Annotated in this window: 17 protein-coding genes and 1 pseudogene; 9 read left to right on the forward strand and 9 right to left on the reverse strand. The window is 61.9% G+C overall.

From position 1 onward, the window contains the following. Positions 1–198: 198 nt before the first annotated feature. Positions 199–1,821, reverse strand: a pseudogene (locus AACU78_RS04005) (MFS transporter). 102 nt (positions 1,822–1,923) lie between these two features. Continuing rightward, a complete protein-coding gene (locus AACU78_RS04010) occupies positions 1,924–3,570 on the reverse strand; it encodes a GMC family oxidoreductase (RefSeq protein WP_106579935.1) in 1,647 nt (548 codons plus the stop codon). Positions 3,571–3,725: 155 nt separating this feature from the next. Between AACU78_RS04010 and AACU78_RS04015 the strand changes: the two genes are divergently transcribed. Further along, complete coding sequence (locus AACU78_RS04015; protein ID WP_106579936.1) at positions 3,726–4,619, forward strand: LysR family transcriptional regulator; 894 nt, start codon at positions 3,726–3,728, stop codon at positions 4,617–4,619. A 184-nt stretch (positions 4,620–4,803) separates the two neighbouring features. On the opposite strand, the gene AACU78_RS04020 is transcribed toward AACU78_RS04015, so the two are convergent. The 4 genes from AACU78_RS04020 to AACU78_RS04035 form a co-directional block, all read right to left on the reverse strand. Further along, complete coding sequence (locus tag AACU78_RS04020; protein WP_106580014.1) at positions 4,804–6,663, reverse strand: DUF3857 domain-containing transglutaminase family protein; 1,860 nt, start codon at positions 6,661–6,663, stop codon at positions 4,804–4,806. A 156-nt stretch (positions 6,664–6,819) separates the two neighbouring features. After that, a complete protein-coding gene (locus tag AACU78_RS04025) occupies positions 6,820–7,920 on the reverse strand; it encodes a DNA alkylation repair protein (RefSeq protein WP_106579937.1) in 1,101 nt (366 codons plus the stop codon). A 16-nt stretch (positions 7,921–7,936) separates the two neighbouring features. After that, entirely contained in the window at positions 7,937–9,265 is a 1,329-nt protein-coding gene (locus AACU78_RS04030) for a glutamine synthetase family protein (RefSeq protein ID WP_106579938.1), read from the reverse strand. A 29-nt stretch (positions 9,266–9,294) separates the two neighbouring features. Next, positions 9,295–9,852 carry a helix-turn-helix domain-containing protein gene (locus AACU78_RS04035; protein WP_106580015.1) on the reverse strand — a complete coding sequence of 186 codons (558 nt, stop codon included), beginning with the start codon at positions 9,850–9,852 and terminating at the stop codon, positions 9,295–9,297. 61 nt (positions 9,853–9,913) lie between these two features. On the opposite strand from AACU78_RS04035, the gene AACU78_RS04040 reads away from it, so the two are divergent. From AACU78_RS04040 to AACU78_RS04050, 3 genes are all read left to right on the forward strand, one after another. Beyond that, positions 9,914–10,258: a nuclear transport factor 2 family protein gene (locus AACU78_RS04040; RefSeq protein ID WP_256587047.1), complete on the forward strand. Its 345-nt coding sequence runs from the start codon at positions 9,914–9,916 to the stop codon at positions 10,256–10,258. Positions 10,259–10,348: 90 nt separating this feature from the next. Next, complete coding sequence (locus tag AACU78_RS04045) at positions 10,349–10,657, forward strand: RcnB family protein (RefSeq protein WP_106579940.1); 309 nt, start codon at positions 10,349–10,351, stop codon at positions 10,655–10,657. Between the two features lie 78 nt (positions 10,658–10,735). Further along, a complete protein-coding gene (locus AACU78_RS04050; RefSeq protein ID WP_106579941.1) occupies positions 10,736–11,929 on the forward strand; it encodes an MFS transporter in 1,194 nt (397 codons plus the stop codon). Here AACU78_RS04050 and AACU78_RS04055 read toward each other — a convergent pair. From AACU78_RS04055 to AACU78_RS04065, 3 genes are all read right to left on the reverse strand, one after another. Continuing rightward, positions 11,892–12,164, reverse strand: a complete 273-nt coding sequence (locus AACU78_RS04055; protein WP_106579942.1) for a DUF1652 domain-containing protein — start codon at positions 12,162–12,164, stop codon at positions 11,892–11,894. The two genes, AACU78_RS04050 and AACU78_RS04055, sit on opposite strands and share 38 nt — an antisense overlap. A gap of 14 nt (positions 12,165–12,178) precedes the next feature. Next, positions 12,179–12,430 (reverse strand): CsbD family protein, encoded by a 252-nt coding sequence (locus tag AACU78_RS04060; RefSeq protein WP_106579943.1) that lies wholly within the window; start codon positions 12,428–12,430, stop codon positions 12,179–12,181. Between the two features lie 131 nt (positions 12,431–12,561). After that, entirely contained in the window at positions 12,562–14,058 is a 1,497-nt protein-coding gene (locus AACU78_RS04065) for a PAS domain S-box protein (protein ID WP_106579944.1), read from the reverse strand. Between the two features lie 172 nt (positions 14,059–14,230). Here AACU78_RS04065 and AACU78_RS04070 point away from each other — a divergent pair, with 172 nt between their 5' ends. From AACU78_RS04070 to AACU78_RS04090, 5 genes are all read left to right on the forward strand, one after another. Then, complete coding sequence (locus tag AACU78_RS04070) at positions 14,231–15,199, forward strand: hypothetical protein (RefSeq protein ID WP_106579945.1); 969 nt, start codon at positions 14,231–14,233, stop codon at positions 15,197–15,199. Between the two features lie 82 nt (positions 15,200–15,281). Continuing rightward, positions 15,282–16,082, forward strand: a complete 801-nt coding sequence (locus AACU78_RS04075; protein WP_106579946.1) for an AraC family transcriptional regulator — start codon at positions 15,282–15,284, stop codon at positions 16,080–16,082. Between the two features lie 220 nt (positions 16,083–16,302). Further along, positions 16,303–17,187: a PhzF family phenazine biosynthesis protein gene (locus tag AACU78_RS04080; protein ID WP_106579947.1), complete on the forward strand. Its 885-nt coding sequence runs from the start codon at positions 16,303–16,305 to the stop codon at positions 17,185–17,187. A 135-nt stretch (positions 17,188–17,322) separates the two neighbouring features. Then, positions 17,323–17,943, forward strand: coding sequence for a transglycosylase SLT domain-containing protein (locus tag AACU78_RS04085; RefSeq protein ID WP_106579948.1), 621 nt, complete (start codon positions 17,323–17,325; stop codon positions 17,941–17,943). 146 nt (positions 17,944–18,089) lie between these two features. Then, on the forward strand, positions 18,090–23,789 hold the full coding sequence (locus AACU78_RS04090) for a membrane-targeted effector domain-containing toxin (RefSeq protein ID WP_106579949.1): 5,700 nt from the start codon (positions 18,090–18,092) through the stop codon (positions 23,787–23,789). Positions 23,790–23,791 lie beyond the last annotated feature (2 nt).

Genomic DNA, 23,791 nt, shown 5'->3' on the forward strand with positions numbered 1-23,791 from the left:
CTTGCAGGATGCTGAGTCATAGGGATTTGAGCAACCATTATCTGTATGGATGTACAGCAAAGTGTGTGAGTGCCACAAAACAAAAGTGGGAGCGGGCTTGCTCGCAAAAGCGGTGGATCAGTCAACGAAATGTGTCGACTGGCACACCGCCTTTGCGGGCAAGCCCGCTCCCACAAGGGGTCTCAGGCGTCTTGAAGATCAGTTGTTATTGATGTCCACATTTCGGGTTTCCTTAAGGCAGAACAACCCCACAATCAGACTTACGCCGGTGACCACCACCGGGTACCACAGGCCATAGAAAATGTCGCCGGTGTACACCACCAGGGCAAATGACACAGTCGGCAGGAAACCGCCAAACCAGCCGTTACCGATGTGATAGGGCAGCGACATCGAGGTGTAGCGGATACGCGTCGGGAACAGTTCCACCATCAACGCTGCCAGTGGGCCGTAGCACATGGCGGCGATCAGGATCAGCACCACAATCAGCACCACCACCATGACCTTGTTGACCTGTGCCACATCCGCCGAAGTCGGGTAGCCGGCGAGTGTCACCGCACCGCGCAGGGCCGCTTCGTCGTAACCGTCGATGCGCACGTCACCCACGCTTACCTGCACCGGGCTGCCGGCCGGCGCCGCAGAACTGCTGTACGGCAGGCCTTGCTTGACCAGGAAGGTCTTGACCTTGTCGCACGGGCTGTCAAAGCGCGCCTTGCCCACCGGGTCGAACTGGAAGGTGCACGTGGCCGGGTCGGCCAGCACGGTAATCGGCGCCTGATGGCTGGCCTGGTCCATCGCCGGGTTGGTGTAATGCGCCAGGCCCTTGAAGATCGGGAAGTACAGGGCGGTCGCCAGCAGCAGACCGAGCATCAGCACCGGTTTGCGTCCGATTTTGTCCGACAGCCAGCCAAACAGGATAAAAAACGGCGCGCCGATCACCACGCTGATAATCAGCAGCATGTTGGCCAGCGCCGGGTCCATTTTCAGGAATTGGGTGAGGAAGAACAGCACATAGAACTGCGCCGCGTAGAACGTCACCGCTTGCCCACCGTTGATGCTGAACAGCGCGATCAGCACCACCTTGAGGTTTTCCTATTTGCCGAACGACTCGCGGATCGGCGACTTGCTGGCCTTGCCTTCCTCTTTCATTTTCAGAAACGCCGGCGACTCGTGCAGGCTCATGCGGATCCAGGTGGAAATGCCCAGCAGCACGATGGAAAACAGGAACGGAATCCGCCAGCCCCAGACTTCGAACTGGTCGCCGGTGAAGTAACGGCAAGCCAGCACCACCAGCAGCGACAGCAGCAGGCCGAGGGTGGCGGTGGATTGAATCCAGCTGGTGTGCAGGCCGCGTTTGCCCGCCGGCGCGTGCTCGGCCACATATGTGGCTGCGCCGCCGTACTCACCGCCCAACGCCAGGCCCTGCAACATGCGCAGCACGATCAGGATGACCGGCGCGGCAATGCCAATGCTGGCGTAGGTCGGCAGCAGCCCGACACAAAACGTCGCCACGCCCATCAGGATGATGGTGACGAGAAAGGTGTACTTGCGCCCGATCATGTCACCCAGGCGACCAAACACCAGCGCGCCGAACGGCCGCACCACAAAACCTGCCGCGAAGGCCATCAAGGCAAAGATAAACGCCGTGGTGTCGTTGACCCCGGCAAAGAACTGTTTGCTGATCACGGCCGCCAGAGCGCCGTAGAGGAAAAAGTCATACCACTCGAACACCGTCCCCAGAGACGAGGCGAAGATGACTTTTCTTGATTCGCTGCCGGTGCTCGCACGAACGGCCGAGCCCAGGGGTTGAGCATGTTCTGACATCGGGTAACCCTCACAGTGATTATTTATTGTTGTTCCACTGTCGGCGCCAACCTCGGCGCCGGTTGTCTCTCTGTAGGCGCCGGCCAGCCGGACGCCTGCAGGTCACGCGGGTGTGGTCATTTCTCTTTCCGGGGCAAGATTCCTTGTGTTCGGCGAAAGGATCAACTGCGCAGCTTTCTCCGCAATCATCAGTGTAGGTGAGCAGGTGTTACCCGACGTGATGCGTGGCATCACCGAGGCATCGGCGATGCGCAAACCCGGCACGCCATGTACGCGCAGTTGAGCATCGACTACAGCGTCTTTGTCGCTGCCCATGCGGCAGGTGCCCACCGGATGGAAAATCGTCGTGCCGATGCGCGCGGCGGCTTCGTGCAGTTGCGCCTCGGTTTGCAACGAATCGCCCGGCAGGTACTCCACCGGCTTGAACTGGTTCAAGGCGGGTGCGGCGACGATGCGGCGCGTCAGGCGAATCGCGTCGGCGGCCACGCGCAAATCTTGCGGATGGCTGAGGTAGTTGGGCCGAATCAACGGCGCATCGGCCGGGTTGGCCGAGCGAATGTCGATACGGCCGCGACTTTGCGGGCGCAGGTCGCAGACCGAGGCGGTAAACGCCGGGAACGCATGCAACGGCTCGCCAAAACGCTCCAGTGACAGCGGCTGCACATGGTATTCAAGGTTGGCCGAGGTTTGTTCGGGGCCGGAGCGGGCAAACGCGCCGAGCTGGCTGGGCGCCATCGACAGCGGGCCGCTGCGGTCATACAGGTAGCGCAGGCCCATGCCCATTTTGCCCCACAGGGTGCCCGCGATCTGGTTCAGGGTGCGCGCGTTTTCCAGTTTATAGATCAGGCGCAGTTGCAGATGGTCCTGCAGGTTGCCGCCCACGCCGGGCAGCTCATGCACCACGTCGATGCCCAATGGTTTGAGCACATTGGCAGGGCCGATCCCCGAGCGTTGCAGGATGCCCGGCGAGCCCACTGAACCGGCGCACAGCACGATTTCCTTGCGCGCTTTCCAGCTCATCTGCTGGCCGTTCTGACGCCCGAGCACCTGAGAGGCTCGGCCGTTTTCCAGCACCACGCGGTCCACTTCGACCTCGGTCAGCACGGTGAGATTGGTCCGCTGGCGGATCGGCTTGAGAAACGCCTTGGCCGCATTCCAGCGCACGCCGGCCTTCTGATTGACCTGGAAATAGCCGCAGCCCTCGTTATCGCCGGTGTTGAAGTCGCTGATCGGCGCGATGCCGCTTTGCGCCGCTGCATCGCGAAAGGCATCCAGGATCGGCCAGTGCAGGCGCTGTTGCTCCACGCGCCACTCGCCGCCGTCGCTGTGAAATTGCGAACCGCCGGCGAAGTGGTTTTCGCTTTGTTTGAACAGTGGCAGCACGTCTTTCCAGGCCCAGCCCGGGTTGCCCTCGGCCGCCCAGCCGTCGTAATCCTGGGCCTGACCGCGCATGTAGATCATGCCGTTGATCGACGAGCAGCCACCCAGCACCTTGCCGCGTGGGTAACTCAACGCACGGCCTTGCAGGCCTTCCTGGGCTTCGGTCTTGAAGCACCAGTCGGTGCGTGGGTTACCGATGCAGAACAGGTAGCCGACGGGAATATGGATCCAGGGGTAATTGTCGCGGCCGCCGGCTTCAAGCAGCAGCACGCGGTGGGCGGGGTTGGCGGACAGTCGATTGGCCAGCAGACAGCCTGCGGGGCCGGCGCCTACTACCACGTAATCGTATTCAGCAGCTGCAATGGGCATCTGAGGCCTCGCTTGTTTTTCTTATTGGCTCCATCCTAGTTGTTAGTTTTCGTCTTAAAAATGTTAGTTTTTACCCAGCTGCTGTGCGTTTTTAAACAGTGCCTGTAACCACTGACATGAGCGCAACTACTGACTGCCCACGCAAGGGAGGCGATATGTTCGATTGGAACGACCTGCGGTTCTTTCTCGAATTGCAACGCAGCGGCCGCTTGCTCACCGCTGCCCAGCGCCTGAAAACCACGCACGCCACCGTCGCCCGGCATATCGAGGCCATCGAAAAGAGCCTGGGGACTGCGCTGTTTGTGCAGCACGCACAGGGTTACGAGCTGACGCCGTCCGGCGAAGCCTTGCTCAAACACGCTGAGGCCATGGAAAACGTCGCGTTGCTGGCTGAAGACGAACTCACCCATTGCGCCGCGCCCCTGGGCAAGATCCGCCTCGGCGTGGCTGAAGGGTTGGGCGTGATGTTTCTTGCCAGCCGCATGGGCGGGCTGTTTGAGCGTTACCCAGGCTTGGAAGTCGAACTGGTGGCCGTGCCGCGCTTTGTCAGCATTCTGAACCGGGAAGCGGAAATCAGCATTCACCTCGAACGCCCCAGCGTCGACCAACTTGTCACGCGCAAACTCACCGACTACCGCCTCGCGCTGTATGCCAGCCGCGCGTATCTGGACCGCAACCCGCCGATTGAAAAGCGCGAAGACCTCGCCGTGCATGCGTGGATCGACTACGTGGATGACTTGCTGTTCAGCCAGGAACTCAAATTCCTCAGCAGCTTCTGCCGCAACCCCAAAGTGGTGTTCCACAGCACCAGCGTGATCGCCCAGCACCAGGCGGCGCGCTCGGGGTTGGGCATCGCTGTGTTGCCGTGCTTTATGGCGGCGGGTGATCCGGACCTGGTGGCGTTGCTGCCGACGGAGGGCATTCAGCGCAGCTACTGGATCAGCTCACGCCGGGAGCTGCACAAGTCGGTGCGGCTGCGGGTGTTGTGGGATTACGTGGTGGAGTTGTGCGCAAGGGAGCAGGGGTTGCTGCTTGGCGAATCCAGCTAAAGCAACCGGATCACATATGTGGGGAGCAGCGCTTGCCTGCAACACGGCATCCCTCTGATGGCATGAGATCCCCGTGTGAGAGCTGGCTTGCCTGCGATGCAAACACCTCGGTCGATCAGGCATGACCAGTCGATGCCATCACAGGCAAGCCAGCGCCCACATTGGATTTGCGTTTACGCTGCCTTCAGAGCTTTACCACCTGATGCACCTGTTCGGCACAGGTGCGCGCCTCGTCAATCATTTTGCCAAACGCTTCGCTCGCGACCTCGGCGTGAGTCAGCCAACGCGTTTTCTGGCTCAGGCGATAGTGATAACGCAGCCCGTCGTCCGTGCGCGTACCGTCCAGGTCCAGGTCGTACCAGGGCGAGCGCACCTGGCAGCCGGGGATGGCTTTTTCCATCTTCGCGCCAGTCAGCGTGAAGCTGTAGTCGTAGGTCTGCGGGTTGCCCAGGTACAGGTCGGCCTGTTGATTGTGACGGCGGTAGTTGATGAAACCATCCCAGCGCCCGTTGAGTGACTCATCGGTATAGACGTAGTCATTCGCGAGTTTTTCCAGGGCACGCTGGTCGTTCAGGGTGGCGTGAACAGCGTAGCCGTCGTGCACCACAAAGGCTGTGGGTTGGCGGGTGATCTGGCAGTCGCTGATCTCGTTGCCAAAGTGCGCGCAGAGGTTCTGGTCGGTGGCAGTGGTGCCTTGTTGGCGGTCATCCACGCTCATTTGCATCAGCGGCAGGCGGCTGAAGGTGATGGTCGCCTGGGTGGCACCATTGCCCTGTTTGTCGAAGTGCACCTGTTTGTCCAGACGCAGGGCGGTTTCGGGGCGTTCCAGCGGGATCTGTTCTTCGCGCACGTGGCCCTGAGCATTGTTGACCAGCACCCAGCGGTCCTGGATGTCGGGCAAGGTCTGGCCGGGGGCGAACACCGGGTTGGTCGGGTCGAGCCACCAGACCTGGCCGTCCACTTCGGCGCGCACGATCGCATGGTTCGGTGCATTGGTGCCGGGGATCAACAAGGCATATGCCACGTCGCCGCGGCTGACCCAGGCGGTTTCAGCCTTGATGCCGCTGGCCTTGAGCATCGCCGTCAGCAGGATCGCGAGGTCCTTGCAATCGCCATAACCGTGCTGCTCGATTTCCGCCAGGTTGAACGGCACGTAGCCGCGCTCTGTAGCGCGCCAATCGCCCAGGTAGCGGTAGTGATCGTTGATGTACTGCATCAGCGCGGCCACCTGTTCTGCCGGCGCCAGGCCGCCGGCTGCAGCCACTGCGGCGGCGGCTTGCGCAGGCAGCCTGGCGGCAAGTATCTGGTTGTAACGCTGGGCAAAATCACCGAAATACGCCTGGCGATCCACAGTGCTGCCCACTTCCAGGCGCGGAATGCGCTGTAGCGCAGCGCTGGACGATTCGTTGATGTAGTTGAGGTAGGTCGGGGCTTTTTGCTCCACCTCCAGCGTCTTGCCGTTGGCCGACGGGGTTACGGTGAAACCATCGAACAGTTCACTGCGCCACTGGATCGGCCGTTCGGCGGTAAAGCGCGCCTTGACGTGGTCGCGACGGAACGCGCTGGGGTCGAAGGTGAGGGCATAGTGAAACTGACTCACCAGCGGTTTGGCCGCGCGATGTTCGCGCACGGTGAAGCGAATCTGTGTGCCCACGCGCAGGTTCGGGAAGGCCAGGGAGGTCTGCTTGTCACGGCTGAAACCCTGGTCCGGGTTGGGCGCGGTGCGGGTGTCGATTTGCGTGGCGTCCAGCGCCACCGGCTTGGCACCTGGCTGGGTGGAGTGCGCGCTGATCACCTCAAAGGTGTCGCCTTCGGCGTAATCGAAGTCAATGCGCGAGAGCATTTCGCGGCCGTTGGGTTTGAGGATCGTGTAGTGCTGGGTGGTGGTGCAGTCGGTGCTGGCGTCGCGGTTGAAGTGGCAATGCAGCTCGGTGTCACTGGCCAGCGGCGCTTCGGCCATGGGTTGGAGTGCGGCGTTAACAGGATGGGTAACCAGCCCCAGGCTGATGACAATCAAACAGCGGTGAAACGAAAAACGGTGCAAACGGTACATTGGCGCCTCGGGTGACACATTGAAACAACTACCCAACGGGCAGTGAGAAGGCGCCGGATGATAATGGATCGCAACTAAAAAGACCAGGATTGTTCGACAATCTATCTGGCTGAAAGGCCCGTGCTAGAGCCTTTTGCTTGATTTGGGTCAGGGTTTTAGCAGTTCAAACTCCGCGCTGCCGAGTTGCTCGCCGTTGACCAGCACATGCACCCGATGCGTGCCCGCGTAGTGCTTGCGCGTGGTCAGCTCACGAATAGAGTGTTCGCGCCGAATGCTGTGGTGTTCGCCCGCGCCCAAGGTGAATGCCTTGAGCTTGAACACCTTGGCCGCACTGTGGCCGGCGCTTTTCACATAGTCGATGGCGTAATCCACCACCAGTTTTTGGGGCGCGGCAGCGGTGGATTCGAGGCTCAATGACAGCGTGATCCGTTCGCCCAGGTTGATCACGGCTGGCGTGACGGCCAGGTGATGAATCTTCACCTCGGCCTTGGCCCCGGCGCCGATGATCGTCAATGCGCGGGTGTTGCCTTGCTTGATCAGGTTGCGTAAGGCGTGGCGGGCGATCCAGGCGCTGTGCGGGTTGTCCAGGTTCCAGCCTTCGATCAGGCCGAGTACCCATTCCGGATGGTCCTTGGTGATGTCGTTGAGGTGGTTGGCCACCGACTTGCGCACGTACAGGCTGCTGTCGGCGTTGAGGTTGTCGAGAATCGACGCGCACAGCGCGGGGTTGGCCTGCACCTCGGCCAGGCGAAAAGACCACGGCAGGCGAGGGCGCGAGCCTTCGCTGGCCAGGCGGCGCACGTGTTCGTTGGCATCCAGCGACCATTGCTGCATGACCGCCAGGGTGCGCTGGAAGTCGTTCAGCAAGAAAGGGCGGATGGCAAATTCGGCAGAGCCAAAAGTGGTGAAGTACTTGAGCGCGGCCATGGACCGCCTGAAGTCACCCTGGCCGTAAGTTGCCACGTAGTGCGGCAGGCACAGGCACACAAACGCGCTGTTCAGGCGCGGCGCAAGGGCGTAAAGCAGCTTGAGCGTTTGCGCGTAATCCAGCGCAATCACGGCGTGCAGGCTGTCGCTGACCCGCGCCACGCGCTGCATCACCGACAACTCGGCAAGCCCGGCCTTGGCGTGCTTGAGAAAACCCTTGGCGTCGAACGCCGGGTACACCGCCGACATCTCTCGGGCGATGTGCTGCAGGCGTTCGGCGTTGAAGATTTCCTTTAGGGCTGGCGCGCTTTGCTCGGGCATCGGTGCTTCCTGAGTGTTAGAGAAACCAGCGGTATTCCCGCGCGTTGATCTCTTGTTGAAAAGCCAGATGGTCCTGGCGTTTGTTCTCGCAATACACGTCGACAAATTCTGCGCCCAGCTTATCGCGCACGACCGGCTGGTGTTGCATGGCGCGCACGGCGTCGAGCATCTCAAGGGGAAAGTCGGTGCCGCTGAGGCGGTCTTCGTTCAAGGGCGCGATGGGTTCTTGCCTGGCTTCAAGGCCATGCTCAAGCCCTGCCAGGATCGCCGCCAGAACCAGGTACGGGTTGGCATCCGCACTGGCCAGGCGGTGCTCGATGCGCAGGTTGCGCGGGTCTGATTCGGGAATGCGCACGCACGCATCGCGGTCTTCAAAGCCCCAGCTGGCGCGGGTCGCGGCGTTGACCGTGCCACCCAGGCGGCGGAAGGCGTTGTGGTTGGGCGAGAAGATCGGCATGCAGTGCGGCAGCAATTCCAGGCACCCGGCCACGGCATGGCGCAGCGGTTGCTGCTGGTGCGCGGCGAGCAGGTTATTGCCCGCCGCGTCATAGAGGCTGACATGCACATGCATGCCGCTGCCGGGAAATTGCAGGTAAGGCTTGGCCATGAAGCTGGCACGGTAACCGTGCTTGAGCGCCACGCCACGCGTGCTGCGGCAGAACAGGGCGGCCCAGTCGGCGGCGCGCAGGCCGTCATCGAGGTGGCCGAAATTGATTTCGAACTGGCCCGGGCCGATTTCGGCGGTGATCACCGTAATATCGATGCCTTGGTCCTTGGCGGTTTGCGCCATGTCGTCGAGCACCTCGCTGAAGCGCGACAGCCGTTCGATATGCAAGTTGGGCTGGTCATCGGCGTCCTCGCTCAGCGGGTCGCGGGCGAATTGCGGCCGGCCGTTGTCGAGTTTTTTGTCGAACAGGTAGAACTCCAATTCGAAGGCCACCACCGGATGAATGCCCTTGTGCTGCAGGCGTTCGAGCACCTTGGCCAGCACTTCGCGCGGTTCGAACTCGATCGGCGCCTCGGTGCCGTCCGAGGTGATCAGCATCTGCCCCAGCGGCTGCGACTCCCAACTCACCGGCTTGAGCGTGCCTGGCACCAGACGGCGGTTGGCGTCCGGATCGCCGTCGTGGAAGCAATAATCACCAATCTTGAACAGCCCGCCCTGTGCGCCGAGCAGCACGGCGTTTTGCGGCAGCTTCAGCGGGCTGCCTGCGGCGACCTTTTCCAGCATGTCCACCGGGTAGCGCTTGCCGTAGAAATGCCCCGGAATGTCCAGGGCGATCAGGTCGACGTAACGCACCTCGGGGTGGTTCTGGCGAAAGGTCCGTACTTCGGCCAGCAACATGGAAGACTGGTTTTTCACGGGTGTTGCTCCTAGTTGTAAACCCACAGCACGCGGGCGGGCAGGTCAGTCAGGTTGGCGTAACGGCAATGGGCGAAACTGGCCAGGTGGAAGCTGTCGCCAGGGCCAAGGGTGACCGAGTCCGGTTGGCCTTCCACCCACAGCGTCAACTCGCCCTCCAGCACAAACCCGGCCTGCTCGGCGCGGTCGCTCATGGTTTGTTCACCGCTGTTGGCGCCGGGTGCGAGCAGGCTGTCGAGCATCGAAAAGGCGCCGTTCATGCTGGGCGAGACCAGGATGTCGGTGATGCCGTTGGCGTAGTACACCGTGCGTCGCTCGTTGGGGCGTGTGACCCAATCCACCGCCTTGGGTTTGGGCAGGCTGTAGAAGTACGTGGTGGGCACGTCGAGGGCATGGCTGATGGCGGTCAAGTCGGCCACGGTCGGGCGCGACAGGCCACGTTCGACCTGAGACAGGAAACCCACCGAGCGCTCGATTTTTTGCGCAAGTTGCGCCAGGGTGAGTTTCTTGTGTTTGCGCAGGTCGTGGATCAGCGCGGCCAGGGTGGCGAGTTCTTGTTGTTGGTTCATGAAATTTATGTCGAGAAATTTCATGAAAAATTACAGGATTAATTTCATGGGGGCAAGGCTGATGGATCTTGAAGCGCATCTGTTTTCGTTAGAGCAGGCGCTGCAGCAGAGCACTACACGCAGCGATGCCGCGCAGCTTGAACGTTTGCTGGCGGATGACTTTGTCGAATTTGGCGCCAGTGGCAATGTCTGGGGCAGTAAGGCCCAAGTGATTGCCGGGTTGCAGGATGAGGCTTTCAGTGCGCGCCGCATGACGGAGTTTGCGGTGAAAGCACTCAGTGACGGGGTGGCGCTGGTGACTTATCGCGGTTACCGCGAAGGCGTCGGGCAATCGTTGCGCAGTTCAGTGTGGCGGCAGGAAGAAGGGCAGTGGCGGATGGTGTTCCATCAAGGCACGCCGGTGTAACCCCTCGCCACAAGGATTGAAGGCGGGCTGAATGATTCCGTGCGCTCGCGGTCCGAACCTGGGTACGCATCATTCATTGAAGGAGCACCCATGAAGTCCAAAACCCTAGCTGCTTGCCTGTTGCTTACTGCGGGCCTGTCCACCGCCAGCTTTGTCGTGCAGGCCGGTGATACCCCGCAGGAAACGGTGAAGCCTTCGAGCATCAACGCGCGCGATTTGAAAGAAGGCGACCGCGCCCCGGACATGCTGATGCGCAAGGAGTCGGCCGTCAGCGACTGGAAGAAACGCGGCCTCAAGCAACCCGAAGAAGACAGCCAATGGGCCCGCGTGGGTGACAAGTTCGTGCTGCTCAAAACCACCAACGGCACGATTCTCGAGATCACGCCCGTCAAGAAATGACCGGTCTTTTTTGCCTGGTCTTGCGTTAAGGTAACCGACCCCCCACAGGTCGCGTTACCTCAAACGGATGAGAGCAGGATGCTTGCCACCATCAGAAACTACCCGCGCACCGTTAACCTGTTGCTGTCCGCCACGTTACTGCTGACGTTGGCCAAGGCCATTACCTTTCCCTACCTGGTGATTTACCTCACCCGTCACTTCGGCCTCGACATTACTCAGGTCGGCTTGGTGATCGGCAGTTCGCTGATTGTCGGCTCATTGCTCAGCGTGTATGGCGGCTTTCTGGTGGACCGCGTGAACAGCTACAGGCTGTTGTTGGGCTTGAGCGCGCTGTTTGTGCTGGGGTTTATCGGCACCGTCGTGGCTCAGGGCATCTGGCTGTTCTACAGCTGCCTGATCCTGATCAACCTGGCCTATGCGGTCATCGACATCGCCATCAAGGCCGGCTTCGCCAGCTTGCTGCCCGAAGGTGCGCGCAGCGAAGTGTTTTCCATCAAATACACCCTGACCAATATCGGCTACGCCGTCGGCCCGTTTTTTGGCGCAATGGTGGCCAAGGTGGATATCAGCTTGCCTTTCGTCCTCTCGGCGCTCCTGGGCCTGGGGTTTTTCCTGCTGTACTGGCGCTGGGGTGATCGCAGCCTGGCCAGCGTCGATGCCACGCACAAACCGCTGGCGTTTCTCGCCGTCGGCCGTGTGCTGCTGAGCGACCATCGCCTGGTGTGTTTCACCTTCGGTGGCGTGCTCAGTGCAGTGGTGTTCGGTCAGTTCACGGCGTATCTGTCGCAGTACCTGGTGACAACCACCACCGCGCAATATACCTACACCGTGATCAGCGCCGTGCTCACCACCAACGCCGCACTGGTGATTGCCTTGCAGTATGTGATTGGCCGGCGCATCTCGCACCGCCACCTGAGCCAGTGGCTGATCGCTGGCCTGGGCATGTTTATGCTGGGGGTGATCGGCTTTGCCCTTGCCACCAGCGTGCTGTGGTGGGTGCTGGCGATGGCGGTATTTACCGTGGGGGAGATTATCGTGTTTCCGGCCGAGTACATGTTTATCGACCGAATCGCCCCTGACCACCTGCGCGGCATGTATTACGGGGCACAGAACCTGTCCAACCTGGGCGCCGCGCTGGGGCCGGTGTTGTGTGGGCTGGTGTTGGCCAGCCTGCCGGCCCACTACATGTTTTACATGCTGGGGGCGTTTACCGTCGGTGGTGGAGTGTTCTATTTCATGGGTGCGTCGTTGAAGGCAAATCATCCAACGTGAGCTTGCCGACGTTGTTGCTCTGCAATTCGTAGCGCAGCTCTTCCACCATTTTTTCCACTTCCTGCGGGGTCTGCAGCCGGTTGGTGCTGATCCCGGTCACCACCAGGTCGACCCGGCCGGTTTGGGCGTCGAACACCTTGAGGGTCAGTGACGCGTCCCGGCACAAGGTGAACTCGCAGGTCAGCGGCGACAGGCCTTCTTCGATGCAATTGCGCAGTTGAGAAAGGGTGAACATCTTGCTCAGCCTCCTCAACGACGGCGCAGCAACAGGCCCACCAGCAGGCCTACACCGGCGACGACAGCGACGGTAGCCAGCGGTTTGTTGCGGGTGAAATCACTGACCGTATCCAGCGCATCGCCATAGGTCTGCTGCAGTTGCCCGGCGGCCTGGCGCGCAACGCCTTCGGCTTGCAAATGCTCATCACCGGTCAGGTCGCCAAGAAAACCCTGGGCCTTGCCTGCAACTTTCTCGACGGCGCCTTTGACTTGTTCGCTTTTCATAGTGCATTCCTTCAAGAGATCAAACCAATACGGCACGGGACTCAAAGCCCTGTGCCCACCCTTCAAGGTTAAGCACCTCGATCTACGCAAATAAGGCGAATTTGCACCGGTCCTACTAGTGCATTTGCACTTTATTTCTTGCTTTTTACGCGTAATTCCCCGGCGAACAGCCCGCGTTCACGGGCCCAGACAATCGCCGCACTGCGGCTGTGCACCCCCAGTTTGGAGTACACCGTGGCCACGTGGTTACGCACAGTGTTGGGCGCCAGTTTCAGGCGCGAGGCGATCTCCTTGTCGGCCAGGCCTTCACAGATCAAACCCAGCACATCGCGTTCACGGGCCGTCAGGTCAGTGAAGGCCACGTTCGGCAAATTGGGGCTGTTGACACTCTTGGCGTTGGCCAGTTTTTCGATCAGCGTCTGGCTGAACCAGGAGGCGTCCTGCATCACTTCCTCGATGGCCGCCACCAGCTCCAGCTCCGAGCGTTTGCGTTCGGTGATGTTCATCATTACCAGCAAATAGCACGGCACATCCTGGATCAGCACCGTGTCGGCGGAGACCACGCAATCGATCACCTCGCTGCCTTTTTTGCGCACCTTGAGGTCCAGGCCGTCGAGGTTGCCGGCTTTTTCCAGCGTCGCAAACAGCTGCGCGCCTGCCTGGGGATTGTCGATGAAGTGAATGTCTTCGATGGTCTTGCCGATCAGCTCTTCACTGGTGTAACCCGTGATGTTCATGAACGCTTCGTTGATATCCACTACCTGCCGGTTGGCGGCGCTGCACACCAGGGTCGGCACCGGTGTCAGGCGGAACGATTTGGCAAAGCGTTCCTCGCTCTGGCGCAGGGCAATTTCCGCCTTGCGCCTTGGCTCCAGATCGGTAAAGGAAAACAGCATGCAGTCTTCCTCGTTCATGTCCAGTGGCTGGCCCGCGACGATCACCAGTTTGCTGCCGCCTTCGGGCAGGCGCAGCTCGGCCTGCATCTGCGGGATGGTTGCACCTTCACCCAGGCGCTGGATGGCCAGGTCCTTGCGCTCGGCCTGTTCCAGCACGTCCAGTTCATACACCGAGCGACCGATGACCTGATCGCGGCTGTAGCCGGTCATTTCCAGAAACCCCTGGTTGACCTTGATATAGCGCAGGTCGCTCAAGCGGCAGATCACGGCGGGCGCCGGGTTGGCGTTGAAGGTTTTCTCGAAGCGCTGCTCGGCGCTGGCCCACTCGGTGGCATCGCTGAGGATCAGCACCAGCAGCTCCGGCTCACCCTGCGTGTCGGTCAGCACCAGGCTGCGCAAGCGGTGCACCCAGCTACGGTTTTCGTCGGCGGCGGGGGTGACTTCCACCACCACATCGCTGAACTCTTCACCGGCTGCCACGCGGCTGAGCGGGTAGCTGTCCAGCGGCAACGGATGGTTGTTGCGATAGCGCAGCGCGAACCGCTTGGCGTATTGCGCAGTATTGACCCCCAGCGCCTCAATCTCGCTGACCCCGTGCATGGTCAACGCCGCTTCGTTGGCCCAGAGGATGGTCTGGTCAACCTCGGCCAGGATCACGCCGTCGGACAGTCCGGAGATGATCTGCTGCAATTGGCGGCGGTTGGTTTCTTTGGCAAGAACGTCCTGGGTCATGGTCTCTCCGGAGTATGGGCGCATGGCAGTTACGACACTTGGGCTTGAGGATAGTGCAGAGAAATTGCCCGGCGCGGGGTGCGAATGCACCAGACGCCCTGGTGCATTTGCGCGAGGACGGCCGTCCCTGCGCTCGCCAGACTAAAACGGTCAATCACTCAAAGGATTAATCATGACCACTGTCTATGAAACCAATCGTTCACCGTTTCGCGTGTCCTGGAGCTCTGTGCTGGCCGGTAGTGCAATTGCCCTGGTGACCTACCTGGTGCTCAGCGTGCTGGGCACGGCCATCGGCGCGAGCGCGGTCGACCCGATGCAAGCCGGTAACCCGTTGCGTGGCTTCGGCACGGGCGCCGGGATCTGGCTGTTTGTGTCGACGCTGGTCGCCATTGCAGTCGGTGCATTTGTAGCGGGGCGTACCGCGCCGGATCGCGGCGGCCTGCATGGTGTGCTGACCTGGACGCTGACCACACTCTTCACCACCTGGCTGCTGGCGGCGCTGGCGTCAAGCGTGGTGGGCACGGCGGGCAATGTCGTCGGCAAAGGCCTGTCGGCTGCCGGCAGTGGCATCGCCGCCGCAGCGCCAGGCATCAGCGACAGCGTCAAGCAGCAGCTGGACGAGCAGGGCATCCACCTGGATTGGAACAGCCTGCAAGGCCAACTCGACACCTTGCTCAAGCAAAGCGGCAAGCCTGAACTGGACCCGGCCAACGTCGAGCAGAAAACCGACCAGGCTGCCGCCGACGGCAAGCAGACGGCCACGGATGCCGCGACCAACCCGGCCCAGGCCGGTGATCAGCTCAAGCAGTGGTTCGAGCGCGTGAAAGCCTCCGGTGAACCTGCGTTGAATGCGGCGGATAAAGACGCGCTGGTCAACATCGTTGCGGCCCGTACCGGCAAGAGCAAAGAGCAAGCCACGCAAATCGTCGACAACTATGCGCAGGCTTATCAGCAAGCCATGCAAAAGGTCGATGAGCTCAAGCAACAGGCCGAGCAGAAGGCCCGTGAAGCAGGCGAAGTCGCCGCCAAACAGCTCTCGCGTGCAGCCTGGAGCACCCTGGCCATGCTGCTGTTGGGTGCGGCGCTGAGCTTCTTCGTCGGCCGCACGGCGTTGACCACACGCCGCGTACCGTTGGCTTAACCGTGTCAGCGGCAGGGACGCCGCTTTCCACTGATCCCAAACATGCTAGTGTCAGCGCTCCATTCCCGTGCAGTGCCTGGCGATGCGTGATATCTACAGCGTCTTCAATGCCAACGACACCTATGAGACTTCGGCCCACGCCCATGACGCGTTCATGCTGATGGTGCCCGAGCATGGCGTGTTGCGCTTCAAGGATGAAGACAGCGGGCGCAGCGCGGTGCTCAACCGCCAGTTCGTGTGCGTGCCGCCGCAGCGCAGCCATTCCTCCTCGTCACTCACTGCCCGCCAGGGCCACCTGGCGTTGTACGTCGACCCTGACTACATGTGTTACGCGCTGCGCGATCTGGCCGGGGACGCCAACCGCCTGCTGCGTGCGCCCACCCTGGGCATCTGGCAAACCTCTGCGCCGCTGCACCCTCTGTTGCTGGCGAAGAAAGCCTTGAGCCAACCCGACCCCTTCGTTGATCGCCGCCGCCCACTGGCCCAGGTCGATCACTTGTTACTGCTCGAATGCCTGACGATTAGCCTCAGCCAGCCAAGCCTGCAACGCTCCTGCACAGAGCGCCATGGCGCCATGCTGGTACGTGACGTGAAAGCGTATGTCGAGGGCAATCTTGAGCAGGCGCCGGGGCTGGACGAATTGGCTGCGGTGTTTCATCTGTCGCGTCGGCACCTGACCCGCTTGTTTGCCTTGCACACTGGCGAGACGGTGCTGGCGTTCGTGCAGCGCTTGCGTGTGGAGCGCGCACAAACCCTGCTGCGGTATACGCGCATGTCGGTGCTGGAGATCGCCCACAGCGTCGGCTACGAATCACCGTCGCACCTGGCCCACGTGTTCCGGCGGGTGCTGGGCAGGTCGCCGGATGAGTGGCGGCGCGGCTGACATGCCTGGGTCACACTCGCCCCCTGTGGGAGCTGGCTTGCCTGCGATAGCATCCCGCGGTCTGACTGAACAACCGCGCTGCCATAGTTGATTCGGTTCCTTCAAATCGATTGCCAATTTTTCATGGCCCGATCCCGCGCATGATTCGGCCCGATCCCGTGCGCTACACGGCGGTCATCGGTTCATCCTGTGTTCTTCACCCACTCAAGGGAGAGGCGAAATGACGCCCGAGGTTCATCTGGTCAATGTATTTTGCGCTGCCCCGCGCGGCGGCAACCCGGCGCCCACGGTGGTGCTGGCAGATGGCATGAGCGATGCGGACATGCAGCAGGTCGCCCGCGCCTATGGGCATGAATGTGGTTTTGTGTTCGCCGCCCCCGTGGGCAGCGACTTCGATTTTGCCCTGCGGTTCTGGGTGCCCAACCACGAAATGCAGATGTGCGGCCACGCCACGGTTGGCGCCATCTGGTTGCTGGACCGGCTCGGCCTGTTGCACAAGCAGCAACTGGCGCTCTGGACCTTGAGTGGGCGGGTCGATGCGCGCGTGATTGACGCAGGTACGCCACAGGTTCAGGTCGAAATCAGTCAGCCCAAGGGCCAGGTCGCCACCCTGGGCGATGCCGATGTCGAAGCCGACATTCTCTCGGTGCTGGGCATCACCGCCAACGAACTGGCGCCGTTGCCGATTCAGAACGCCTGCACCAGCCGTGTGAAAACCCTGATCGCGCTCAAAAGCGTGGCGGTGCTGGACAGCCTCAAGCCCGACTATCGCCGTATTGAGCAACTGTGCGAGCGCATCGGCTCCACCGGCCTGTACCCCTACGCGGCGTCCGACCTTGAAGGCCGACAGTTCGATGCACGGCAATTTCCCAAGTCTTCTGGCTACCCCGAAGACGCTGCTACCGGCATCGCCGCCGCCGCGCTGGCGTTTGGCCTGCTGGAAAATCAGCTGGTCAGCGCCGATGAGCGCCCGGTGCATATTCGCCAGGGCAGGGCGATGGGGCGGCCGTCGCAGATTTCCCTGCGGTTTCGCCGGGATGCGGCGGGGCAGGTTCAAGGGTGCTGGCTGGGTGGGCCGGTGGAATTTGCCGAGGCGCATTCATGAGCCTTCGGGGCTGCATCACTGCCTTGGGCCAGGTGCTGCCCGCTCCCACAGGTTATAGCGCCAAGCCGATAACCTATGTGCCTGAATGAATGCGTAAAATAGCGGCCTTTTACGCGAATCACGCAAAGGTGCCCCTTGAGCGCAGGCAAAGCCGTCGGACTGTTACTCCTCACCTCAATACTGGCGGCGTGCGGCACCTCGCCGCCACGCACGCCGAATGATCTGTGCGGCATCTTCCGTGAAAAGGACGACTGGTACGACGCCGCCAAAGTCACGCAAAAGCGCTGGGGTGTGCCGATCCAGGTGCCGTTCGCGATCATGTACCAGGAGTCCGGTTTCCATCAGGACGCCCTGGCCCCGCGCAAATATTTGCTGTGGATCATCCCCTGGGGCCGCGTCTCTACCGCCGCCGGCTATGCCCAGGCCAAGGATGAAGTGTGGAACGACTACCGCAAAAGTACGGGCCGCAGCGGCGCCAGTCGCCAGGACTTCGACGACGCCATCGACTTTATCGGCTGGTACATGGACAAGACCTACACCATCAACGGCGTGTACAAATACGACGCCTACGGCCAGTACCTGAACTACCACGAAGGCTGGGGCGGTTACCGCCAGCGCACTTACGCCGCCAAAGCCTGGCTGCCGCCGGTGGCCAGCAAAGTGCAGGCGCGCTCGCAGATGTACGCGGCGCAATATGCAGGCTGCAAGAATGATTTGGGGCGAGGGTTCTGGAGCCGGTTCTGGCATTGGCTGTAAACAACGGCGCGACCCGGCCACTCGTTGAAGGCTCAACGATGTAGCCGTGGCGCGGGGACAAGCACGCTCGCCACTATCTATCTAACACCGCGCGTACCGGCCGCTCTCCATGCTGATGCCTCTTTCATCGCATGGAGCCACGACCAATGAGCACCGCCGTTTCTGTCACATCCGTTCCTTCTTTCAGCGAGATCAAGGGTTACCTCAACCAGATCGGCCATCACGTGTTTGAGCACCCGGCGCCGCTGTTGCCCGAGCAACCTGTCGGCGCCGAGCAGGCGTATTTGCAGCGTTTGCATCGTACGCTACGAAGCCACTTCGAGGCGCTCGCTACCGCGCTGCGCGCGTTGTATCAGCCCCTGGCAACCGCCGACCTGCAGCATGCCGACGGCAAGGCATTGCTGGCGTGTCTGCGGCGCGAGTTGAACGCTCAAGTGCACGCGGTGCAAGCGCGCAGCGTGATCAGTGGCAAAGGGCTGCGCAGTTTCCTCAGCAACGAAGCGGGCATTACCGCGTTGGAGCAGGAGGCACAGCGTGACCTCAACGACCGGCTGCTGCACCCGCAGATGGCGCGCCAGATCACGCACATTTCACTGGGCCCGGCGTTTCGTCCCGGGCTGTATGCGCTGACTTTTACCTACCAGGCGCGGCGCATTGAGTTCGCCGGGGCGTTTGTGCTGACCACGCTCAATCATCCAGGCGTGAATTCGCTGACCGGCGGCGAATCGGTCGGCAACGTGCTGATGTTCAACCCGCTGCGCGGGATCGAGTCCTTCAACTCGCTGGAAGAACTCGACCGTTACCTGCTGAACGCCATGGACAACGCGGCGTGGCGCAGCGAATTCATGGCGTTGCTGCCCAGACGCTACCAGTCCCTGGGCCCGGCCGGCATCTGGCCGCTGGCGCTGGAACCGATCGACGCGGAGCCGCTGTTCGAGCACACGGTTGACGCGTTGACGGCCAAGCGTGAGCAGGATATCGACTGGGCGCTCGACCTGGTGGAGAACCCGGGGCGCACGGCACGCGAGGTGGTCGCTGACCTCGATCAGGCCATCCAGGCGACGCTGCCCGACCTCGGCCCGCGCCTGGCGTTGCACGCCCAGCGCCTGCTTGACCGCTGCTTGCGCTACAGCGCCCCGGATTGGTACCGCAGCGCCAATACTGCGCAACGAACCCTTCTGGCCCAGTTGCTGGCCCGCTATAACCAGGCGCGCGCGACGATGCTCGACCTGTTGGGCCCGGCTGCCACGCCGCCGGCCCTGGCGCGTTATCAAGTGGTCGAGCACTTGGCCGACGAACTGGACATCCACGACCTGGACCCGGATCTGCTGCAGGTCAGCACAGGGCGTAGCGTGGCGGATGTGGGCGACTATGAGCAGCAGCTAAGCCTGACCCTGTTGGCCTTGCGCGGGTTGCACGAGGGCGATGATGCGCCGGGGTCGGACTTCCTCACCAGAACCACGTTGACCTATGACCAGACGCCGCTGGACGCTGAGTATCAGGACCTGACGCCGGCCTACCTGGCGAGTTTGCTGGGCCGCCTGCAACCGCGTCTGGCGTTTGCCGCGGTGCAGAAAGAAAGTCACACCAGCCCGGTGGTCAAGCAGGCGATCGAATCGATGTTCGACCACCGGCTCAACGCCCTGGCCTACACGGCATTGTTGCAAAACCATGTGAGCGAGGCCGACTACGCATTGATCCAGGCGCTGCGCGAGGGCTCCGGCGAAAACCTCAGTGCCGCTACCGTGTCGCTGCATGAGGCGCAGCTCAATGGGGTGTGGCTGCTGCGCCAGACGGACGCGAAGGGTGCGGTCAAGCGCTTGTTGCTGTGCACGCCCGAAGCCCCCAGCGCGACGCAGTTCCAGGCATTTGACTGCGAGGCCAGCTGCAAGGCGCACCTGCTTGGCTGGTGCACCCAGCCCGCCATGAAGGGGTATGTCATCCGTACACTGGCGTTGCGTTTTCGCCCGTCCATGCAGCGGATTCTCACGGGCCTGAGCCTCAAGCCGCATGCGCAGGAATACCACGAGGTCAGGTTCACCTTCGTTGCCGATTACGCCGCCGGTCTCAAGGCCATGGCGCAACACATGCTGGCTACGATGGGCGACGACCGCACGTTTGCCACGCCGCTGTGGTTCAGTTCGGCCAGCCAGGCGCAGCGCCAGACCCTCACCGGCCTGGCGCAGGACGCCGAGGGCGCCTTGCGCACTTACACTGCCGATCCGCACGGCCAGGCGTTGTTCCCGACCTTTGCGACCTTTGTGCATGAGCAGGCCAAACTTCGCCTGAATGCGCTGCTCGGGCGTGCCGCGCAAGACGTCGACCCCAATACGGTCCACGTCCATTACCCGCAGGCGTTTCCCGGGCTTACGACGCCGGACTCCGTCACGTACACCCGATTGTTGCGCGACGGTTATCACGACAGCGTGGGGTTTCTGGACCCCAAGTTTGAAACCTCGGCGACCTTCACCGGCCCGGCCGGCGTCGACCTCAGGCGCTTGACGCCTGAAGCGGTGTCGCGCTCGGTGCGGGGCGTGTGGATCGGCCAGCGCTATGTCGACCTGGTGCGCAACACCCTGCAAAGCCCCAGCAGCCCCGGCTATGTATTCCGACGTAACGCAACGCTGGCCATCAGCCAATTGCAGATGCGTAACGCTGCGCTCGAATCACGCCTGCAAGGCCACCTCTCCCAGGCTGACCTGGATTGGCTCAACACCTGCCTGCAGAGCTTGGGCAATACCTCGGCCCAGGTGCGCGAAAGTTACCAGGTGCACCGGCTGTTCGTGGACGGCGAATGGGTGATCGACACCTTCCTGTTCAAGCGCGGGCATGACCCGGTGCTGCTGTACACCCCGAATGCGCCGGATGGCGTCACCTTTCGCCATGCACGCCTGTTCAACTATGTGTTGAAACACGTGGATGGCATGGTCGGTTACCTCGCCGAGCGGGTGGGCACGCAGGCACAGGCCCGGGTGCTTGGGTTTCTGGAGAACGCCAGAAAACAACTGCCGCAAACCCTGGATCGCAGTCATCCCAGCCCTGGCCGGTATGACCCGATCAGTCGCGAGACGGTGGTGCTCAACCTGCGCCAGGCGCTGTACGACGCCAAGCTGCAGCGCCAGATAGACGATGTCGAGGCAAGCTCCGTCAACCGTGCGCACATGATCATGGACCTGGTGTGGAGCGTTATCGAACCCCTCGTTGCCGTCGCCACCGCGCCTTACCCGGTGCTGAGCCTGAGCCTGGGCATGCTGCTGGCTTTCAAGGATGGGATGCTCGCCCTGCACGCGTATAACCAAGGGCAGATGGGTGAAGCCTTCGGGCACTACCTTGGCTACCTGCTCAACAGCGCCGGCGCGGTATTCACCGATTTGCGCCCGGCGCTGATCAGCCCGCTGGGCAAGCCGATACGTCCGCTGCGGCATACCGCGCCGCAGGAACAGGCGTTGTCGTTGATCAAACAATTGGAGGCGCCAACGCCGGCCCTCGATGATCTGCAAGCGGTGATGTTCCAAGGCCAGGCGTTATGGACCCGCAAAACGCCCGACGCTCTGGGGCGTTTCCTGCTGCTCAGGCAGGATGCTGCAACCGGGCATTTGCAGTCCACTGGCAGGCTGGTCCAGCGTAATACTCAAGGCCAGTGGAGGCGGGCCGGTGTTGCGGGCGGCGCGCCCAAATATGAAAAACTGCCCGTCGCCGCCAGCCCGCTGGAGCGTTACGAAACCCCGCAGGCGCTGTTGAAAGACCTTGAGCATGTGGTGACCCCTGGCGCCGTGGAGGCGGCCTTCGCGCGCATCGCCGACCCATATGGCGAACAGGTCGCCAGGGATATCATGGGCAAGCAGCTGTTCCACCTGCGCGCGCCGTATGGCACGGCAGTGGACAACCTGACCCGTGACGCCAACGCTTACTTTGATGCCTTGGCCCCGATTGTGCCCCGGGCCGATGTACTGAGTGTTGAGCCTGACGCCCTGCATGACGTCATCCTGCAAAAGCTGCTCAGTGAAAGCAAAGGGCTGGTGATCGGCGCGCGCGTGGATTCGATTGCCAGCAAGCAGTTCCTGATCGACACCCTGCAAGCCTTGCATGAGCGTGGCGTGCGGCGTCTGTACATCGAGTACCTGCCCGCCGATGTGTTTCGGGTCAAGCTGCAAACACGCCACACCGCCAAGGCATTGAAGAGCATCGACACGCACCTCAAGAGCGTCGATAAAGCGTTGGGCATGCCCAAGGACAGCGCCTATTCCTATCAGGCGCTGGTGCAGGCGGCGTCTGACAACGGCATCGAGGTGAGGGCGCTGGATGCGTCCACTTCCTACTATCTGGACGATGCGTTGGCGGGAGGCACCACCTCGGTGCTCACGCCTCGGGAGAACCGTCTGCGCAACTTCTACTCCCACAAGGTGATCGCCGCCGACGTGGCAGCCAACCCTGACGACGGTTGGGTGGCGCTGGTGGATCACCGACGCATGAATACCCACGGGCAAGTCCCTGGCCTGGCCGATCTGCACAGCGCCGTGAGCCTGCGTGTCGAGGATGTCAGCGTCGGTACGCCGGTCGGGGTGTGGAAGGACACACCCGGCTCGATTCCCGACGATGCGTTGGCCAAGGCTGATTTCAGGATCACCCTGCAGACCGCTTACACCCAACCCCAGGCGCAGGCGTTGACGCCCCCGGCGCAGCACGGTTACAGCGTGTTCGAAATGCCCTGCGCGCTGCGTGAAGCGTTGCGCACGCTGAAAGACTCGCCAAAGGGGCTGGATTCGCGGTACTTCCCCGGCAACCCGGCGCTTCGACCGGCCTACGCGGCCTTCCAGCGGACTCGCGAACGTCTCGAAGCGGCGGCCGGCGCGCACTTCGAAACCTATGTGCCGCCCGCCAGCGCGCCGCAGCCACAGCTGTCGCCGGGCCTCACCGTGCGGGAGTTCTTCGAGCGCGCCTATGCCCATTCAAACGGTGTATTGATCGGCGAGGCGCACAGCCTGCAATCGAGCAAGGCGCTGTTGATCAAGGAATTGAAGACCATGAAGGTCAAGACGCTCTATGTTGAGCACCTGCTCACGGACCTGCATCAGGCGGACCTTGATGCCTTCTACCAAGGCAGTCCGATGTCCAAGGCGCTCAAGGACTATCTGCGGATACAGGACCGGGGACACATGCCGGGCTATAAAGGGCCGCACACTTACACCGCGGTGATCGAAACGGCCGCCAAGTACAAGATTCGCGTGCGTGCGCTGGATTGCTTCGCCAGTTACTGCGTCGACGGCATGCCGGATAAAGCGACGTCGCGCACGGCGATGTTCAGCTATTTTGCCAATGAGGTTATTACTCAGGATCAAGTTGCCCATGGCCCGCATCGCTGGGTGGCGTTGATGGGCAACACCCACACCGACACGTTCCTGGGCGTGCCTGGCCTGGCAAGGTTGCAGGGCGCCATCAGCCTGCATGTCAACGAGGTAGCTCCCAGCCAGCCGGTCGGTTTGCGGGTGGGAAAATGGGAGGTGGCCAACAGTCCCCTGCGCCCCCATGAGCGGGTGGCGTTGCGCAGTGACTTCGCCCTTGATGTCGCGGTGGCCGGCCGCAAGCCGCCGGAGGCGTTCAAACCCGCCGACCGCTCACGCCTCACGCACACCGGGCATTTTTTGATTGAGCGTCCGACGCCCGACCAGACGCTGCTGGTGCATCGGTCGCGCAGCGGCGACATCGTCACCACGCCGATTCAGGTGGATGAGCGCGGGCACTTCTTTATTGATCGGTGGGCGCCGCTCCAACACGAGCGCTATCTTTATCAATTCCATTTGATCGAGGCGCTGCAACTCCACATGGGCTTGCGCCCGGCGCCTTGAGT

Source organism: Pseudomonas sp. R9.37 (assembly GCF_963878885.1).
GTDB lineage: Bacteria > Pseudomonadota > Gammaproteobacteria > Pseudomonadales > Pseudomonadaceae > Aquipseudomonas.

Bases quoted from the DNA above. Each gene is read 5' to 3' on its own strand.
- AACU78_RS04010 (WP_106579935.1), bottom strand. From the start codon at position 3,570: ATGCCCATTGCAGCTGCTGAATACGATTACGTGGTAGTAGGCGCCGGC.
- AACU78_RS04015 (WP_106579936.1), top strand. From the start codon at position 3,726: ATGTTCGATTGGAACGACCTGCGGTTCTTTCTCGAATTGCAACGCAGC.
- AACU78_RS04025 (WP_106579937.1), bottom strand. From the start codon at position 7,920: ATGCCCGAGCAAAGCGCGCCAGCCCTAAAGGAAATCTTCAACGCCGAA.
- AACU78_RS04030 (WP_106579938.1), bottom strand. From the start codon at position 9,265: ATGTTGCTGGCCGAAGTACGGACCTTTCGCCAGAACCACCCCGAGGTG.
- AACU78_RS04035 (WP_106580015.1), bottom strand. From the start codon at position 9,852: ATGAACCAACAACAAGAACTCGCCACCCTGGCCGCGCTGATCCACGAC.
- AACU78_RS04040 (WP_256587047.1), top strand. From the start codon at position 9,914: ATGGATCTTGAAGCGCATCTGTTTTCGTTAGAGCAGGCGCTGCAGCAG.
- AACU78_RS04045 (WP_106579940.1), top strand. From the start codon at position 10,349: ATGAAGTCCAAAACCCTAGCTGCTTGCCTGTTGCTTACTGCGGGCCTG.
- AACU78_RS04050 (WP_106579941.1), top strand. From the start codon at position 10,736: ATGCTTGCCACCATCAGAAACTACCCGCGCACCGTTAACCTGTTGCTG.
- AACU78_RS04055 (WP_106579942.1), bottom strand. From the start codon at position 12,164: ATGTTCACCCTTTCTCAACTGCGCAATTGCATCGAAGAAGGCCTGTCG.
- AACU78_RS04060 (WP_106579943.1), bottom strand. From the start codon at position 12,430: ATGAAAAGCGAACAAGTCAAAGGCGCCGTCGAGAAAGTTGCAGGCAAG.
- AACU78_RS04065 (WP_106579944.1), bottom strand. From the start codon at position 14,058: ATGACCCAGGACGTTCTTGCCAAAGAAACCAACCGCCGCCAATTGCAG.
- AACU78_RS04070 (WP_106579945.1), top strand. From the start codon at position 14,231: ATGACCACTGTCTATGAAACCAATCGTTCACCGTTTCGCGTGTCCTGG.
- AACU78_RS04075 (WP_106579946.1), top strand. From the start codon at position 15,282: ATGCGTGATATCTACAGCGTCTTCAATGCCAACGACACCTATGAGACT.
- AACU78_RS04080 (WP_106579947.1), top strand. From the start codon at position 16,303: ATGACGCCCGAGGTTCATCTGGTCAATGTATTTTGCGCTGCCCCGCGC.
- AACU78_RS04090 (WP_106579949.1), top strand. From the start codon at position 18,090: ATGAGCACCGCCGTTTCTGTCACATCCGTTCCTTCTTTCAGCGAGATC.